General features: G+C 67.3%; 12 protein-coding genes and 1 pseudogene. 10 read left to right on the top strand and 3 right to left on the bottom strand.

Annotation, left to right across the window (positions count from 1 at the left end):
- The 10 genes from rhaS (at position 1) to BLQ10_RS12105 (ending at position 11,210) form a co-directional block, all read left to right on the top strand.
- Positions 1–1,068: a rhamnose ABC transporter substrate-binding protein gene (gene rhaS, locus BLQ10_RS12150; protein ID WP_091562283.1), complete on the top strand. Its 1,068-nt coding sequence runs from the start codon at positions 1–3 to the stop codon at positions 1,066–1,068.
- A 193-nt stretch (positions 1,069–1,261) separates the two neighbouring features.
- A complete protein-coding gene (locus tag BLQ10_RS12145; RefSeq protein WP_091562281.1) occupies positions 1,262–2,710 on the top strand; it encodes an L-fucose/L-arabinose isomerase family protein in 1,449 nt (482 codons plus the stop codon).
- Positions 2,707–3,090 carry an L-rhamnose mutarotase gene (locus tag BLQ10_RS12140; protein WP_091562279.1) on the top strand — a complete coding sequence of 128 codons (384 nt, stop codon included), beginning with the start codon at positions 2,707–2,709 and terminating at the stop codon, positions 3,088–3,090. Before BLQ10_RS12145 ends, BLQ10_RS12140 begins: the two co-directional genes overlap by 4 nt.
- On the top strand, positions 3,087–4,265 hold the full coding sequence (rhaI, locus tag BLQ10_RS12135) for an L-rhamnose isomerase (protein WP_091562278.1): 1,179 nt from the start codon (positions 3,087–3,089) through the stop codon (positions 4,263–4,265). Before BLQ10_RS12140 ends, rhaI begins: the two co-directional genes overlap by 4 nt.
- 5 nt (positions 4,266–4,270) lie before the next feature.
- On the top strand, positions 4,271–6,310 hold the full coding sequence (locus BLQ10_RS12130) for a bifunctional aldolase/short-chain dehydrogenase (RefSeq protein WP_091562276.1): 2,040 nt from the start codon (positions 4,271–4,273) through the stop codon (positions 6,308–6,310).
- Entirely contained in the window at positions 6,307–7,800 is a 1,494-nt protein-coding gene (locus BLQ10_RS12125; protein WP_091562274.1) for a rhamnulokinase, read from the top strand. Before BLQ10_RS12130 ends, BLQ10_RS12125 begins: the two co-directional genes overlap by 4 nt.
- On the top strand, positions 7,797–8,600 hold the full coding sequence (locus BLQ10_RS12120) for a (Fe-S)-binding protein (protein WP_091562272.1): 804 nt from the start codon (positions 7,797–7,799) through the stop codon (positions 8,598–8,600). Before BLQ10_RS12125 ends, BLQ10_RS12120 begins: the two co-directional genes overlap by 4 nt.
- Positions 8,597–10,180: a LutB/LldF family L-lactate oxidation iron-sulfur protein gene (locus BLQ10_RS12115; RefSeq protein WP_091562270.1), complete on the top strand. Its 1,584-nt coding sequence runs from the start codon at positions 8,597–8,599 to the stop codon at positions 10,178–10,180. The genes BLQ10_RS12120 and BLQ10_RS12115 overlap by 4 nt, the downstream gene beginning before the upstream one ends.
- Positions 10,177–10,815, top strand: a complete 639-nt coding sequence (locus BLQ10_RS12110) for a LutC/YkgG family protein (RefSeq protein ID WP_091562267.1) — start codon at positions 10,177–10,179, stop codon at positions 10,813–10,815. Before BLQ10_RS12115 ends, BLQ10_RS12110 begins: the two co-directional genes overlap by 4 nt.
- Before the next feature lie 128 nt (positions 10,816–10,943).
- Positions 10,944–11,210 (top strand): hypothetical protein, encoded by a 267-nt coding sequence (locus BLQ10_RS12105; RefSeq protein ID WP_091562265.1) that lies wholly within the window; start codon positions 10,944–10,946, stop codon positions 11,208–11,210.
- A 149-nt stretch (positions 11,211–11,359) separates the two neighbouring features.
- Here the strand turns inward: BLQ10_RS12105 and BLQ10_RS12100 are convergent, their stop codons facing one another.
- The 3 genes and pseudogenes from BLQ10_RS12100 to BLQ10_RS23085 form a co-directional block, all read right to left on the bottom strand.
- Positions 11,360–12,355: a patatin-like phospholipase family protein gene (locus BLQ10_RS12100; protein ID WP_139164223.1), complete on the bottom strand. Its 996-nt coding sequence runs from the start codon at positions 12,353–12,355 to the stop codon at positions 11,360–11,362.
- Positions 12,356–13,183: 828 nt separating this feature from the next.
- Entirely contained in the window at positions 13,184–16,312 is a 3,129-nt protein-coding gene (locus tag BLQ10_RS12095) for an FG-GAP-like repeat-containing protein (protein WP_091562263.1), read from the bottom strand.
- Positions 16,313–16,336: 24 nt separating this feature from the next.
- Positions 16,337–16,849 (bottom strand): annotated as a pseudogene (locus BLQ10_RS23085) (Ig domain-containing protein); the annotation flags it as partial.
- Between the last annotated feature and the right edge of the window lie 125 nt (positions 16,850–16,974).

Below are 16,974 nucleotides of genomic sequence, written 5' to 3'. Positions count from 1 at the left end.
ATGATGTTGAACCGCAAGAACAAGGGCCGGACCGGCCGACTGGGAAGCATGGTGGCCATCACCGCCGTGGCCGCGCTGGCGCTGACAGCCTGCAACAGCGGCTCTGCATCCTCAAGTGATACCAGCACCCCCTCGGCAGGGGGAGGGGACCAGAAGATCACCTTCATCCCCAAGCAGCTGAACAACCCGTACACGGACGTTGTCCTGGGCGGCGGCAAGAAGGGCGCCACCGAGGCCGGCTTCGCCTCCTCCCAGGTGGTCGGACCGCTGGAAGCTTCCGCCTCCAGCCAGGTCTCCTTCATCAACGCCGAGACCCAGGCCGGCACGAACGTCATCGCGATCGCCGCCAATGACCCCGACGCCGTCTGCACGGCGCTCGGTGAAGCACGCTCCGCCGGCGCCAAAATCGTCGCGTTCGACTCGGACACCAAGCCCGACTGCCGCGATATCTTCATCAGCCAGGTCGTCGCCAAGGACGTGGCGCTGATCCAGACCAAGCTGATCTCCGAGCAGATCGGCGGCAGCGGGGAAATCGCCATCCTGTCCGCCACCGCCAACGCCACGAACCAGAACGAGTGGATCAAGTACATGGAGGAGGAGCTCGCCTCCAACCCCGCGTACAAGGACATCAAGCTTGTGGCCAAGGTCTACGGCGATGACAACGACACCAAGTCCTTCCAGGAGGCCCAGGGCCTCATGCAGGCCCACCCGAACCTGAAGGGCATCATCTCCCCGACCACGGTAGGCATCGCCGCGACCGCCCGGTACCTCTCGACCTCGGCCTACAAGGGCAAGGTTGCCCTCACCGGGCTGGGCCTGCCCAATGAAATGCGGCCGTTCGTGAAGGACGGAACGGTCAAGGAGTTCGCTCTCTGGGATCCGGCACAGCTTGGCTACGTAGCGTCGTTCGCCGGCAAGGCCCTCACCGACGGCAAGATCACCGGCGCCGAAGGGGATACCTTCACCGCCGGAGAACTCGGCGAACGCAAGGTCGAAAAGGGCGGCCTCGTGATTGTCGGGCCGCCTACCGTCTTCAATGCCGAGAACATCGACAAGTACAACTTCTGATCCGTACCTGTTCCATCCCGAGCGGCCGGGCGGGCCGCCGACAGCCCGCCCGGCATCTCGTCCCTTTCACCTCACCCATTTCCACTTCACCGGTGCCACAGCGCCGGGTCCACGGCGCTTTCCCCACAGCCGTGCCCGGAAACCAGGTTCCCGAGCCCCAGGTTCCCTTTTTCACGCCGGAAGGCCTCCTTACATGAACCAGATACAACCGGCCGATCGGCTGCTGCACCCGCATCGGCGCCGCCCCACCCGTATCGGGCTGGTCTCAGGCGGGCTGGGCGCCTACTGGCCCCAGTTCCCGGAGCTGCTGCCGCAGCTGCGGGACTCTGTCCGCTACGTCACCGGCCGCTTCCAGGGGCTCGACGCCGAAGTCGTCGACACCGGATTCATCTCCGACGCGCAGGAAGCCGCGACGGCCGGAGAAAAGCTGCGCGTCGCCGACTGCGACCTCATCGTCATCTTCCTCACCACGTACCTGACGTCCTCCATGGTCCTGCCCATCGCCCAACGGGCCAAGACCCCCGTCCTGGTGATCGACCTGCAGCCGACCGAAGCGATGGACCACGCCAACTTCGACACCGGCAAATGGCTGGCCTACTGCGGCCAATGCCCCGTGCCGGAGGTCGCCAACGTCTTCCGCCGGGCCGGGATCGACTTCCGCTCAGTCTCCGGGCACCTCAAGCAGGAGTCCGCCTGGGAGCGGATCACGCAGTGGGTTCACGCCGCCGGCGTCCGCGCCCGGCTCCGCAATGCCCGGCACGGGCTCATGGGCCACCTCTATCCGGGCATGCTCGATGTCGCCACCGATCTCACCACCGTCTCGACCACCTTCGGCTCCCACGTCGAGGTGCTGGAATTCGATGACCTCCGCGAACGGGTCAACTCCGTGACGGACGCGGAGGTCTCCGAACGGCTCGCTCTCGCCCGCGAACTTTTCCTTGTCGATGACTCCGTGAACGACGACGACTTTGCGTGGGGCGCGAAGGTGTCGGTGGGCCTGGACCGCCTCGTGCAGGACTTTGACCTCGACTCCGTGGCCTATTACCACCGGGGACTGGCCGGTGAACAGCACGAACGGCTGGGCGCCGGGATGATCCTGGGCTCCTCCATCCTGACCGCCCGGGGCATCCCGATGGCCGGCGAATTCGAGCTGCGGACCTCCATCGCCATGCTGGCCGCCCAGGCGATCGGCGCCGGGGGATCCTTCACCGAGATCCAGGCCCTGAACTTCCTCGATAACGTGGTCGAAATGGGACACGACGGTCCGGCCCACCTGGCCGTGTCCGCCCAGGACCCGCTCCTGCGCGGACTCGGCATCTACCACGGCAAGCGCGGCTGGGGCGTCTCGGTCGAATTCGATGTGCGCCACGGGCCCGTCACCACCTTCGGCCTCGGCCAGGACCCGGACGGAAGCTACGTCTTTGTCACCTCCGAAGGCGAAGTGGTTCCCGGCCCGCTCCTGCAGATCGGCAACACGACCTCCCGGGTGGACTTCGGCGGGGACCCCGGGCTCTGGGTGGACCAGTGGAGCCAGACCGGAATCGGCCACCACTGGGCCCTCTGCGTCGGCCACCGGGCCGCCGACATCAAGGCCGCCGCGTCCCTGCTGGGCATCGAACACCGCCACGTGGTGCTCTCATGACCACGCAACGCGTCTGCTTCCAACTCCAGGTCAAGCCCGGGCTGATCGACGAATACTCCCGCCGGCACGCCGCCGTCTGGCCGGAGATGCTCCGGGCCCTCAAGGCCTCCGGCTGGAACAACTACTCACTCTTCCTCCGGCCCGACGGGCTCCTGATCGGCTACTTCGAAACGGACAGCCTGACCGGGGCCCAGGCCCGGATGGCCGCCACGGACGTCAACGCCCGCTGGCAGGCCGACATGGCCGGATTCTTCGACGATCTCGCCGGAGCACCGGACCAGGGCTTCCTCCAGCTCACCGAAATCTTCAATCTCGAGGACCAGTTGTCCGCGGCCAACGCCGCCGAGGACAACCGCCAACCGCAGAAGGAACAATCATGAACACCACAGAAACGGCCCTGGGCCGCCTCGCGGAACTCGCCATCGAGGTCCCGTCCTGGGCCTACGGCAACTCCGGCACCCGCTTCAAGGTGTTCGGCACCCCCGGCACCCCGCGCACCATCCAGGAGAAACTGGCCGACGCCGCGAAGGTCCACGAACTCACCGGCCTCGCACCCACGGTCGCGCTGCACATTCCCTGGGACAAAGTGGATGACTACGCGGCCCTGAAAGAGTACGCGGCGGGCCTGGGCGTGGACCTGGGCACGGTGAACTCCAACACCTTCCAGGACGACGAGTACAAGTTCGGCTCACTGACCTCCTTGAACCCCGCGGTGCGCCGCCGCGCCATCGATCACCACCTCGAGTGCCTGGAGATCATGCACGCCACGGGCTCGCGCGATTTGAAGATCTGGCTCGCGGACGGCACCAACTACCCGGGCCAGGACGACATGCGCGGCCGGCAGGACCGCCTGGCCGAATCCCTGCAGGAGATCTACGCCGGGCTCGGCGCGGAGCAGCGCCTGGTGCTGGAGTACAAGTTCTTCGAGCCGGCTTTCTACCACACCGACGTCCCGGACTGGGGCACGTCCTACGCCCAGACCCTGGCCCTGGGCGAGAAGGCCTTCGTCTGCCTCGACACCGGCCACCACGCGCCGGGCACCAACATCGAATTCATCGTCATGCAGCTGCTGCGCCTGGGCAAGCTCGGCTCCTTCGACTTCAACTCCCGCTTCTACGCGGACGATGACCTGATCGTCGGCGCGGCGGACCCGTTCCAGCTGTTCCGCATCATGCACGAGGTCATCCGCGGCGGCGGCTTCGGCACGTCGTCAGGTAAAGAGTCCCGCGTCGCCCTGATGCTGGACCAGTGCCACAACCTGGAAGAAAAGATCCCGGGCCAGATCCGCTCCGTGCTCAACGTCCAGGAAATGACGGCCCGCGCCCTGCTCATCGACACCGACGCGCTCGCCGAGGCCCAGCGCAGCGGGGACGTCCTGGCCGCCAACGGCATCTTCAACGATGCCTTCTACACCGATGTCCGTCCTGCGCTGGCGCAGTGGCGTGAATCCCGCGGCCTCCCCGCGGACCCGCTGGCCGCCTTCAAGGCCAGCGGCTACCAGAAGAAGATCAACGAGGACCGCGTCGGCGGCCAGCAAGCCGGATGGGGCGCCTAAAAGTTATGACTGACAACAAGACTGTTGAAGAGCTGATCTCCCGTTCCAACCGCCTCGGCGCGGACAAGCGGAACACTAACTTCGCCGGCGGCAACACTTCCGCCAAGGGCACCGAAAAGGACCCCGTGACCGGCGAGGACGTCGAGCTCCTGTGGGTCAAGGGTTCCGGCGGGGACCTGGGCACGCTGAAGGCCGAAGGCCTTGCCGTGCTGCGGCTGGACCGGCTGCAGGCGCTGAAAAACGTGTACCCCGGCGTCGAGCGTGAAGACGAGATGGTGGCCGCGTTCGATTACTGCCTGCACGGCAAAGGCGGCTCCGCGCCGTCAATCGACACCGCCATGCACGGCCTGGTCGACGCCGCGCACGTGGACCACCTGCACCCGGACTCGGGCATCGCCATTGCCACGGCCGCCGACGGCGAGGCCCTCACCAAAGAGATCTTCGGCGAGAAGGTGGCGTGGGTGGCGTGGCGGCGCCCCGGGTTCCAGCTGGGCCTGGACATCGCCGCGATCAAGGACGCGAACCCGCACGCGGTCGGCACCATCCTCGGAGGCCACGGCATCACCGCGTGGGGCGCCACCAGCGAGGAAGCCGAAGCCAACTCGCTGTGGATCATCGAGCAGGCCGAGCAGTACATCAAGGACCGTGGCAAGGCCGAACCGTTCGGCCCGAAGCTGCCCGGCTACGCTGCGCTCCCCGTGGCCGAGCGGCGCGCGAAGGCCGCCGCCCTGGCCCCCGTGATCCGCGGGCTGGCTTCCACGGACAAGCCGCAGCTGGGTCACTTCAGCGACCATCCCGCCGTCCTAGAATTCCTGGAAGCCGCCGAGCACCCGCGGCTCGGCGCACTGGGCACGTCCTGCCCGGACCACTTCCTGCGCACCAAAGTCAAGCCGCTGGTCCTGGACCTGCCCGCCGACGCCCCGGTCGAGGACGCCGTGGCCCGGCTCAAGGAACTCCACGCCGCCTACCGCGAGGACTACCAGGGGTATTACGACCGGCACGCTACCCCGGACAGCCCCGCCTTGCGCGGCGCGGACCCGGCGATCGTGCTGGTTCCCGGCGTCGGCATGTTCTCCTTCGGGGCCAACAAGCAGACCGCCCGGGTGGCGGGGGAGTTCTACCTCAACGCCATCAACGTCATGCGCGGCGCCGAGGCCGTCTCCAGCTACGCCCCGATCGAGGAATCCGAGAAGTTCCGGATCGAATACTGGGCCCTGGAAGAGGCCAAGCTGGCCCGGATGCCCAAGCCGAAATCCCACGTCGGACGCATCGCTTTGGTGACCGGGGCGGCGTCGGGCATTGGGAAGGCGATCGCCACCCGCTTCGCCGCCGACGGCGCGTGCGTGGTCATCGCGGACCTGAATCTGGAGAACGCCCGGGCCGTGGCCGCGGAACTCGGCGGCCCCGACGTCGCCATTGGCGTCCAGGCCGACGTCACCGACGAGGCCCAGATCGCCGCGGCCATCCAGGAAACCGTCCTGGCCTTCGGCGGCCTGGACCTCGTGGTCAACAACGCCGGACTCTCCATCTCCAAGCCGCTCCTGGAAACCACAGAAAAGGACTGGGACCTGCAGCACAACGTCATGGCCAAGGGCTCGTTCCTGGTGGCCAAGGCCGCCGCGCAGGTGATGATCGGCCAGGACATGGGCGGGGACATCATCTACATCTCCTCCAAGAACTCCGTGTTCGCCGGGCCGAACAACATCGCCTACTCCGCCACCAAGGCAGACCAGGCCCACCAGGTCCGGCTGCTCGCCGCGGAACTGGGCGAGTATGGCATCCGGGTCAACGGCATCAACCCCGACGGCGTGGTCCGCGGCTCCGGGATCTTCGCCGGCGGCTGGGGCGCCAAGCGCGCCGCCGTCTACGGGGTGCAGGAAGAGGAACTGGGCAAGTACTACGCCCAGCGCACCCTGCTCAAGCGCGAAGTCCTGCCCGAAAACGTGGCCAACGCCGCCGCCGTGCTCACCGGCAGCGAGCTCTCCCACACCACCGGGCTCCACATCCCGGTGGACGCCGGCGTGGCCGCGGCCTTCCTGCGATGAGCACCGCAGCCCCGGCGCCGGACGCCGGCAGCGTGTTCGCCGCCGTCGACATTGGCGCGTCCTCGGGCCGGGTCATCCTCGGCCGGGTCGCGGGCAGTCCCGGTGGGGCGAGGGCCGAGCTGGAGACCGTGCACCGGTTCCCCAACGGGGTCAAGGGGCTCGACGGCGGCCTCCGCTGGGACTTCGACGCGTTGTTCGCCGAGGTCCTCACCGGGCTCGCGGCCGCCGCCACGGCGGCAGCGGCCCGCGGCGAGTGCATCGCCAGCATCGGAATCGACACGTGGGCCGTGGACTACGGACTGGTCAACGGTGCCGGCGAGCTGGTCGCCGCGCCGTTCAGCTACCGCGACGACCGGTCCCGGGACGCCGTCGCCCGGGTCCACAAGAAACTCGACCCGGCACGCCTCTACGCCACCACGGGGCTGCAGTTCCTGCCGTTCAACACGATCTACCAGCTCGCCACCGAGCCCGGTCTGGACGGGCTGCAGGCGCTGCTGATTCCGGACCTCATCGGGTTCCTGCTGACCGGCCAGCGCCGCACCGAGGCCACCAACGCCTCCACCACCGGACTCTTCGACGCCGTCGCGGGGGAGTGGGCCACCGAGTTCCTGGCCGCCCTGGGCCTCCCCAACAACCTGTTCCCGCCGCTGATCCAGCCCGGAGCGACCGTCGGCGCCCTGCTGCCGGAGGTCGCGGAACGGACCGGCCTGCCAGCTGCCACGAAGGTGGTGGCCGTGGGCTCGCATGACACCGCCTCCGCCGTCGCCGCCGTACCTGCAGCCGAGGAAAACTTCGCCTACGTCTCCTCGGGCACGTGGTCCCTGGTCGGCGTTGAGCTGGCCCACGCGGTCCTGACCGAGGCCAGCCGGGCCGCTAACTTCACCAACGAACGCGGCGTGGACGGCACCATCCGCTACCTGCGCAACGTCGGCGGCCTCTGGCTGCTCAGCGAATGCCAGCGCATCTGGGCTGCCGAGGGCTACCAGCCCGCACTGGAGGAGCTGCTCGACGCTGCTGCAACACTTCCCACCGGCGGCCCGGTCATCAACGCTGATGACCCCTACTTCATCGCCCCGGACAACATGCCCGACCGCATCCGGGCCGCGGTCCGCAACACCGGCGCCGTCCTGTCGGAGCGTCCCGCGCACATCGTGCGGTGCATCCTGGACAGCCTCGCCGCCGGCTACGCCCGGACCATCGCCGACGCCGAACGGCTCGCGGACGTGCACGTCGGCGTCGTGCACATCGTGGGCGGCGGATCCCAGAACCGGCTCCTGTGCCAGCTCACAGCCGACGCCACCGGCAAGCCCGTCGTGGCTGGACCCGTGGAAGCCACAGCCCTCGGCAACGTCCTGGTCCAGGCCCGCGCCGCCGGCGTCCTCAGCGGCGGCTTGGGCGAGCTGCGCGCTGTAGTGCGCGCCTCCCAGCAGCCGGCGGAGTACGTGCCCTCACCCGTGGCGGAACACCAGAGGGCCGGAGGTGCCCTGTGAGGATCGCCCTCTTCGCCACGTGCATCGTGGACGCCATGTACCCGGGCACGGCGCGCGCCACCGTGTCCATCCTCGAACGCCTCGGCCACGAGGTCATCTTCCCCGCCGGGCAGGCGTGCTGCGGGCAGATGCACGTCAACAGCGGCTACTTCAAGGAGGCGCTGCCCGTCGTCGCCAACCATGTGAAGGCATTCGAGGCGGATGAGTACGACGTCGCCGTCGCACCGTCCGGTTCCTGCGTCGCCTCCGTGAAGCACCAGCACCCCATGATCGCCCGCCGCTGCGGGGACACCGGGCTGGAAGCCCGGGCCGCCGCCGTCGGACACAAAACCTACGAGCTCTCCCAGCTCCTGGTCGATGTCCTGGGCGTCACGGACGCCGCGGCCCAGCTGGGCTCCTACTTCCCGCACCGGATCACCTACCACCCGAGCTGCCACGGCATGCGCCTGCTCCGGCTCGGCGACCGCCAGCTGGGCCTGCTGCGCTCTGTCGGCGGCATCGAGCTGGCCGAGCTGCCCGAGGCCGAGCAGTGCTGCGGCTTCGGCGGCACCTTCTCGATGAAGAACGCGGACGTGTCCTCGGCGATGCTCGCCGACAAGACCGCCAATATCTGCGGCACCGGCGCGGATCTCTGCGCCGGCGGCGACGCCTCCTGCCTCCTGCATATCGGCGGCGGCCTGTCCCGGCAGGGCAGCGGCGTCACCACGATGCACTTCGCCGAGATCCTGGCCAGCACCCTCGAGAATCCCGCCACCGTCACCGGCGACGTCCACCTCACCACCGGAAGGACCGCGCGATGAGCGGCACATTCCTGGGGATGCCGTCCCTGCCCGTGTTCGGCATCGGCAACCTGCACGAACACGAGCCCTTCCCGAAAGCCGCCCACCGCGAACTCGGCAACACCCAGCTGCGGGCCAACCTCGGCCACGCCACCCGGACCATCCGCAACAAGCGGCTGGCCGTCGTGTCCGAACTCCCTGACTGGGAGGAGCTGCGTGAGGCTGGCCGGGCGATCAAGGAATCCGTGATGGCCCGGCTGCCGGAGCTGCTCGAGCAATTCGAGGCCAATTTCACCGCCCGCGGCGGGACAATCCACTGGGCGCGCGACGCCGGCGAAGCCAACCGGATTGTCGCCGCCCTCATCCGGGACCAGGGCGCCGACGAGGTGGTCAAGGTCAAGTCCATGGCCACCCAGGAAATCGGCCTCAACGAGTACCTCGAGGAACAAGGCATCGCGGCGTTCGAGACCGACCTCGCCGAGCTCATCGTCCAGCTGGACCACGACAAGCCCAGCCACATCCTGGTCCCGGCCATCCACAAGAACCGCAGCCAGGTCCGGGACATCTTCCTGCGCGAAATTGAGGGCGTGGATCCGGATCTGACCGACGAGCCGGCCCGCCTCGCCGCGGCCGCCCGGGCACACCTGCGCCGCAAGTTCCTCAGCGCCAAGGTGGCCGTGTCCGGCGCGAACTTCGCCCTCGCGGACTCCGGCACGCTCGCCGTCGTCGAATCCGAAGGCAACGGGCGCATGTGCCTGACGCTGCCGGAAACCCTGATCACCGTGATGGGCGTGGAGAAGCTGCTGCCGGCGTGGGAGGACCTCGAGGTGTTCATGCAGCTGCTCCCGCGGTCCTCCACCGGGGAGCGGATGAACCCCTACACCTCGCTGTGGACCGGCGTCACGCCCGACGACGGGCCGCAGAACGTCCATCTCGTCCTTCTGGACAACGGGCGCAGCGCCGCCCTGGCCGACGAAATGGGCCGCTCCGCCCTGCACTGCATCCGCTGCAGCGCCTGCATGAACGTCTGCCCCGTCTATGAACGCACCGGCGGCCACGCCTACGGATCCACTTACCCGGGACCGATCGGCGCCATCCTGTCGCCGCTGCTGACCGGGATCACGGCCGAGGAGAACAACTCCCTGCCGTACGCCTCGTCCCTGTGCGGCGCCTGCTACGACGCCTGCCCGGTGAAGATCAACATCCCGGACATCCTGGTGCACCTGCGCGGCGAGGACGTGGACAGCAAGCGCGGGAAGGGCGGGAAGCGCGGGAGGGAGCGCCTGCCCAGCCAGATGGACCTGGGCATGAAGGCGGCCTCCTGGGCGCTGTCCTCCGGAAAAAACCTTGGCCTGGTCGAGAAGGGGCTGCCTCTTGGCCGGCTTGCCGCCGGCCCGGACCGGAAAATCACCAAGCTGCCGGGCATCGCCGCCGGCTGGACCCAGAGCCGGGACATCCCCGCACCACCGGCGCAGTCCTTCCGGCAGTGGTGGGACAAGGAGCACCAGGCCCAGGCTGCCCCGACGGCCCCCACTGGCACCGAAGCCGCCGGCACAGGGGACGCCGGCACAGGATCCGCCGGCACAGAGGAGAACCCGTGAACGCGCGCGCAGAAATACTCGACCGGATCCGCTCGGCCCTCCGTGATGCGCCGGCGGTACCGGAGGTGCCCCGCGACTACCGCCGCACCTCCGCCCTGGGCGAGGAGGAGCTCATCGAACTGCTGACGGACCGGCTCCTGGACTACAAGGCGAACGTCTTCGTCGAGGATGCGACCGCGGTGCCGCCGCGGCTCGCCGCGCTGCTCGAAGGCGCCGGCCGCTACGCCGTGCCGCACGGCCTCGACCAGGCGCTGTTCGCGGAGGCGGACGCGCACGACGCCGGCTCCCGCCGCGTCACCGACGCCCCCGGGCACCGGCTCAGCGTCGAGGACCTGGACGCGGTGGACGCCGTCGTGACCGGCAGCGCCGTGGCGGTCGCCGAAACCGGAACCATCATCCTCGACGCCGGCCCGGACCAGGGCCGCCGGGTCATCAGCCTCGTCCCGGACCGGCACATCTGCATGGTCCGGGCCGGGGACATCACGGCGATCTTGCCCGAGGCGCTCGGCCGGCTCGATGCCACCCGCCCGCAGACCTGGATCAGCGGCCCCAGCGCCACCAGCGACATCGAACTCGAACGCGTCGAAGGCGTCCACGGCCCGCGGACCCTGGACGTGGTGATCGTGCGCGGGTAGGCGGGTAGGCGAGTAAACGGAAGAAGGGCCTTCCTGTTTGGCGGTGACGCGTGCTGGGGGAGTGCGGCAGACCCGATCACTCAGAGGATACCCATCGTCTTCTCAGCGGGGAGTTGAACCATGGAAGCATGTACTTAGTCGATCCCAGGGCCTATGCACAACGCGTGATGCACCCTGGCGCTTGGTTGCCCAAGCCGATCCGCCGGCACCTGATCGCCCGGGACCGGCAGCCCGCACACTCCCGGCTCGACTATCTCGAGGCCGGCCTCACGGGAACACTGAGCACGGTCTATTCACGGCGCCGGGCCAAGGAACTCGAGCGGGCCTTCCGGAACGGTGACATTTCCTACGAGGACGCGTGCCTGGAGATGGAGCAACTCGACGGGGAGCCCTGAGCGGCTGGCGGCGCTCGCCGGCTGCCGGGCAGATCAGGGAGGATCCGGGTGCTGCGTTTGCCCTGATCTGCCCGATAGCCGCGGTGGCAAAGCAAAAGGCCCCTGTTTCCCTTCCAAACAACCTACCGAGTCGACTGGTTTCGTAGGCGTCAGCGCCAGAATTCGGTGAGCTGCTCGGCAAGGGCTCTGCCTTGGTTGTAACCAGCTCGAGCAGCGGGCGGACGCAGCGACAGATCCATCGCATTGGCGCCGAACATGTGCTCGGAGTTGCTATCCGGGAAGATCGTTTCGACTCTGCTGCCGCGTGCTCGTAGTTCGTCGACCTGTGTTGCGAGATGCATGCCCCAGTCAACCGGAGTCCGTGATCTGCCGCCGAATGGTGACAGCACCAGCACCCGTGGATATCCGGTTGCCAGATCGGCATTCTCGGCGTTGGATCGGTAGCCGCCGTCGATGTATCGGCTGCCGCCGAAACTGTAGGCGAAGCCACTGGCACAGCTGGCGGCCACGGCGTCCACCAAGTCGACCCCGCTGTGGCGGTCGAACACGACCGGTTCACCGGTATGGGCGTCGACCGCCGTGATGAGCATTCGCTGTTGCGGCCAGACCTGACTGGGAAGCCGAGCGGCGACGGTAGCGCGCCATTGCGTTCGCGCAGAACTGTGCGACGCCGCATCCGTCTCGAGCGCCCACGCGCCCATTCTGCGGCGCATGTCGGCCGCATCCTCAGCGGCGGCGATGATTGCGCTCGTTGTCTCCATGTGGTTCGCCGTCGGCCTGATCGGAACACGTCCACCGTCGGATCCGGCCGGTTCGGTCCGTCGTGGGGGCGCAGTGGCGAGGATGTCGGCAAGCAGTTCGGTCGGGGTCGCGCTAGTTATTTGGCCCGCGGCGGTCGATCCGGCCGACGTCCCGATGATCAGATCGGCGTCGGTCACATCCAACCCGGCCTCAAACAGGCCGGCGATGACGCCGATCAGCCACGCGTTGCCTGTCGATCCGCCGCCACCGAGGACCAACGCTCGCTCGCCCGCGGCGGGCATCCGCTTTGTGGCGTCGACCTGCGGCTGATCCCGGTCGGACCTCGGCTGGTCGGAGGCCGTCGTCGAGGTGAAGTGCGGAGTTGAAGAAGGTGTTGTGTTCATGGGAGTCGCCTTTCGCGAATTGCCTGTTAGGCGCTCCCGGTGGCGACTAGCTCAGTCGCGCGATCGTGGACTGCAGGGGAGCACCCAGAGTGGATACTGCGTTCATGGGTCTCACCTCCTGCCGACGGGTCACGATCGCCAAGACGCTAGCACGCCGGCGGCCGAGCGCGCAATCGGCAGCATGCCGGTTGCCGTGTCGCTGTCGAACGCGCCGCCGACCGCTACACCCTACGACGTTGAGATCGGAAAGTGTTCAGCAGACCCTCGTAGGCCGAGAGGAGTTCAGTTCAGGCGCAGTGGCGATGCGGTACGTGGCGACGAGTTAGCGCGGGCTGCTCGCGTATAGAAACGGTGGACCGAGACCTGATTGTCCCAAGAGGGAGTTTGGATCCGTTCTAACTGCACACCCGAACGTGTCCTGACACCGATCCCTATGCGGAATGGCAACCGCCATTTCAAGCTGCCCCTAACCCCCACTCCGCGTTAATAGCCACAGATACCGCTGATCAGGATCGATCGGGGAGTGTCCCACTGGGGGTGCTCCGATTCCAAGGGAATGGAAGGGCATTAGGCGCAAAGGTAGCGGAGAGCTGCTCGGAATCGCTGATGAAATTTTTCGTCCCCAAACGCATCAGGCTCAGCAGATACAGAAGATCCAACATGAGCTCCCAGCTCCGGCGCCATCCCCTGGAGATCCCCCAGCTTCAACTCCTTGAGGCGAATCGTCTACTGACCTGTCCCACTTTCAACGAACTGGGACAACTCGGGGCGCGCTCCATCGTCCACCCGCACGCCTTCGCGGTGCGAGTCTGGGCTGCCATGCAGGGTTCACATCCTGGGACTGTAGTCGTCTCTACCCAGGTTCCTGCGGGGGAGCCAGCCGCCTTTTCCGTTGCCGGCGTAGAGCCAGAGGGTGTGGGTCGTGTCCCGGGCGAAGATGTCTGCGGTGCCGTCGCCGTTGAAGTCGCCCGCCCCGAAGATGGCGGTCATGCCGTTCCATCCGATACCGACTTTGGTGCGGGGGAGCCAGCCGCCTTTGCCGTTGCCGGGGTAGAGCCAAAGCGCGCCGGTGGCGTCGCGGGCGACTATGTCTGCGGTGCCGTCGCCGTTGAAGTCGCGCGGCGCTATGAGCGCTGTCATAGTGTTCCATCCGATACCGACTTTGGTGCGGGCGAGCCAGCCGCCTTTACCGTTGCCGGGGTAGAGCCAGAGCGCACCGGTCGTGTCGCGGGCGAGCACATCCGCGTGGCCGTCGCCGTTGAAATCACCGGCCCCGAGGATCGAAGTCATGCTGTTCCATCCGGTACCGACTTTGGTGCGGGGGAGCAGGCCGCTGTGGCCGTTGCCGGGGTAGAGCCAGAGCGCGCCGGTGGCGTCGCGGGCGAGGAGGTCCGTCTTCGCATCGCCGTTGAAGTCGCCGGGAAAGATGATCGCGCTCATGTTCGGCCATCCCGGGGACAGGATGCTGACGGTGCTCGTGGTGCCTCTCGTGGTCCCGGCTTCCGCAACAAGCTCGCCGTCCGCGTAGCGGAAAAACAGGTCGGAGATGCCGTCGCCGGTGAAGTCACGCCAGGCGCCGGTTGTGGTTGATGCAACGGTCGAGGCCGTCACGACGGTGATGGTCAGTGCCGATGCGGCGGCGTCCGGGGTGATCCCGTTACGGGCAGTAACGCTGAACGTAGAAGTTCCAGACAGGGTTGGCGTACCCGAGAGTTTGCCGGTGCGGCTGTCGAGGGTCAATCCCGCCGGGAGCGAGCCGGAGGAGACGCTGTAGCCCGGCGCCGGCATACTTCCTGCATTGAACTGATACGCGTAGGGCACGCCGAGCGTCGCTGCCGACGGTAGGACGGTACTCATCGCAGGACCAAGGTTCACAACTGAAACGTTCCTCCCGCCCGAATTTGTCACCAGCGCCCTGGATCCGTCGGGAGTGACGGCCACCCCTGATGGGCTTGTGCCGGTCGGGAATGTTCCGAGGAGTTTGCCGGACGTCACGTCGACGACTGAGAGCTCGTTACTTCCGGCGCAGGCTACGAGGGCGCGGGTGCCGGAGGCGGTGAGTGCTATACCGGCGGGGCTGGAGCCGACTTTGACGGTGCTTACCTGCTCGGTGGCGACGTCAATGACCGAGATGCTGTTGGTCCCGGCGTTGCTCACGAGCACCTTCGATCCGTCAGCTGTCACGGCGATGCTTCGCGGGCCGGTTCCGACGGGGATGGTTGTAACCACCCGATCTGAGCCGGTGTCGATCACGGACACCGTGTTATCGGTGGAGTTGGTGACGAACGCCCGCGACCCGTCCGGTGTGAGCGAGACGGCCAAGGGCCGCACTCCGACAGGTATTACCGCTTTTAGGGAAGTGGATGCGACGTCGATGACAGCCAGCGTTCCTTCCCCGGCATTCGTCACATAGGCTTTCGCGCCGTCGGGGGTGAAAGTCATCCCGGAGGCGCCCCAGCCAGACCCGACGGGCATGGTGGCGGTCAGTGTGCCGGTTGCGGTGTCGATCACGGATACTGTGTTGTCGCCGCTGTTGGTCACGTAGGCCTGGGTGCCGTCAGGTCGTATGGCCACGCCGCGGGGGCTGGGCCCGACAGCAATGGTCGAGCGGACCGTTCCCGCCGTCGGGTCGAGGACTGAGACGGTGTTGCTGCCTTCGTTGGCGACGTAGGCCGCGGTCCCGTCGGGGCTGAAGGCCACTCCCGCCGGATGCTGCCCGGTGTCTATGCCGGCCGGAAAAAGGTTCGAGGTACCGAGTTGCAAGGGCGGCAAGGAATAACCCGCGGTTCCGTCGCGAAGGCGCCGGTTGACCCCGAGCCCCCAACCCCATACGGACCGGTCGCTCGCCACGGCGTACACCGATTCGTCCCCGGGGAAAATGTCGGTGACGCTGCCCAGGCCTGGAACCCGGACGGGGACAGTCGAACCCGCATAGTTCCCGAAGCCCGTGCCGAATTCGTCCAGACTGCCCTCTCCCCAGCCCCAGACGCTGCCGTCCGTTTTGACCGCGTAGATGGCCCGGCCGAAGCTATTCGGTAAAACCCTCTCGACGCCGGTGAGCCCTGGGATGAGCGCCGGCACGGCAGACCAGGGGACGGGGGTTGCCCTGCCGAGCACACCGAAGGTGTTCTCCCCCCAGGACCAAACCGTGCCGTCGGTCTTTACCGCGAACGCCGAATCGGGGCCGCCGTCGCGTGTACTAGTACTGACGCTCTTGACACCGGAAAGACCGGCGACGGGCGCAAAGTGATCGAACGCAGCCGTGTCCGTCCAGAGCGTTCCGTCGGACTTGAGCGCGTACACAGTCCCGGCGGCGCGGCTGGCCACCAGCGACCGGATGCCGGAAATATGGGGGACTGCGACGGCCGGCAAGGGAATGTTATAGCCGGACAAGCCGCCCCAGCTCCAGAGCGTGCCATCGATCCTGAGCGCGAAAATGACGCCGCCTGGGCTAGGAGCCAGCGATTTCACCCCGACTAGCCCAGCGACCTGCACGGGCGTCGAGGAATTGCGAATCGTCGCGTTGCCCAGTTGGGCATAGTCATTTCTGCCCCACGCACGGACGGTTCCGTCCGACTTGACAGCGAATACTGAATCGCCGTCGACAGTCAATGCCCGGACCCCGGTGAGTCCGGGCACCTGGCGAGGGGAAAGGGAGGTGAGGGTGGTGCCGGTGCCCAGCTGCCCGTAGGTGTTGTTCCCCCACACCCAGACCGTACCGTCGGCCTTCAGCGCGTACTGGGATCCGTCGTCGTTGACGCTCATGGACACTACGCCGGTCAGGCCCGGTATCGCGGTGGGAGAGAGTACTTGTCCTGTGGTGGTTCCGTTCCCCAACCCTCCGTAGGTATTGCCTCCCCACGCCAGAACGGTGCCGTCGGCCTTCACCGCGTACTTCGAGTAGGTCCCTTCTACGACGGACCGGACTCCTGTCATCAGGAGCGGGAGCGCGGCCACGGGGGGCGCCTGGACGGACAGGGTAGTCGTCAGGAGCGCGGATGCGCCACGGGAATCAGTGAGGGCTATAGCAGGATGGGCTGTCCCTGCAGCGGTTGGGGTCCCGGCCAGCACCCCCGTTTGCGGGTCGAGAATGATCCCGCCAGGGAGCGTACCGCTCGCGATGGACCATGTGTACGGGCCCGAACCGCTCTTCGCGGCCAGAGCAACGTGATATCGCTGCCCTGCGACACCGTCCGGGACCGCGGTCGTACTGATAACAGGCCCGTCGCCTGCAATGGAAGAGGACGCCGAAGGCGACGGATCGGCGGGGGGCGTCGCTGCCCCTGACGGCGCCGCCGTCGCGACTGCAGCATTTTCCGCACCAGCGACGACCCGGCTGGTGCCAGTCCACTGGGCGGCGGCCTTCGCCTCGGACCCCGCTGACCCGGCCTGGTATGCAGAAGTGACCGGCGTTGCCGCAGTCGCCGCCGTCAAACTGGCGGAGGAAACGACGAGACCGCCGCAAAGAACCAACGTGAAAAGCGCGCGACTCATCGCGTCAGAACCAACCCCCACGGGACCACTTTCATCAGAAGAATTCAAGTGCAGGGGGAGAATGCAAGGTCAGCCGGCCCCCCAACACACTGACTTGCTGAGAGAAACGTAAACCCCAAAGAGTG

This window comes from Arthrobacter sp. ok362 (assembly GCF_900102785.1).
Classification (GTDB): domain Bacteria; phylum Actinomycetota; class Actinomycetes; order Actinomycetales; family Micrococcaceae; genus Arthrobacter.
This window is presented reverse-complemented; position numbering and strand designations above follow the sequence as displayed.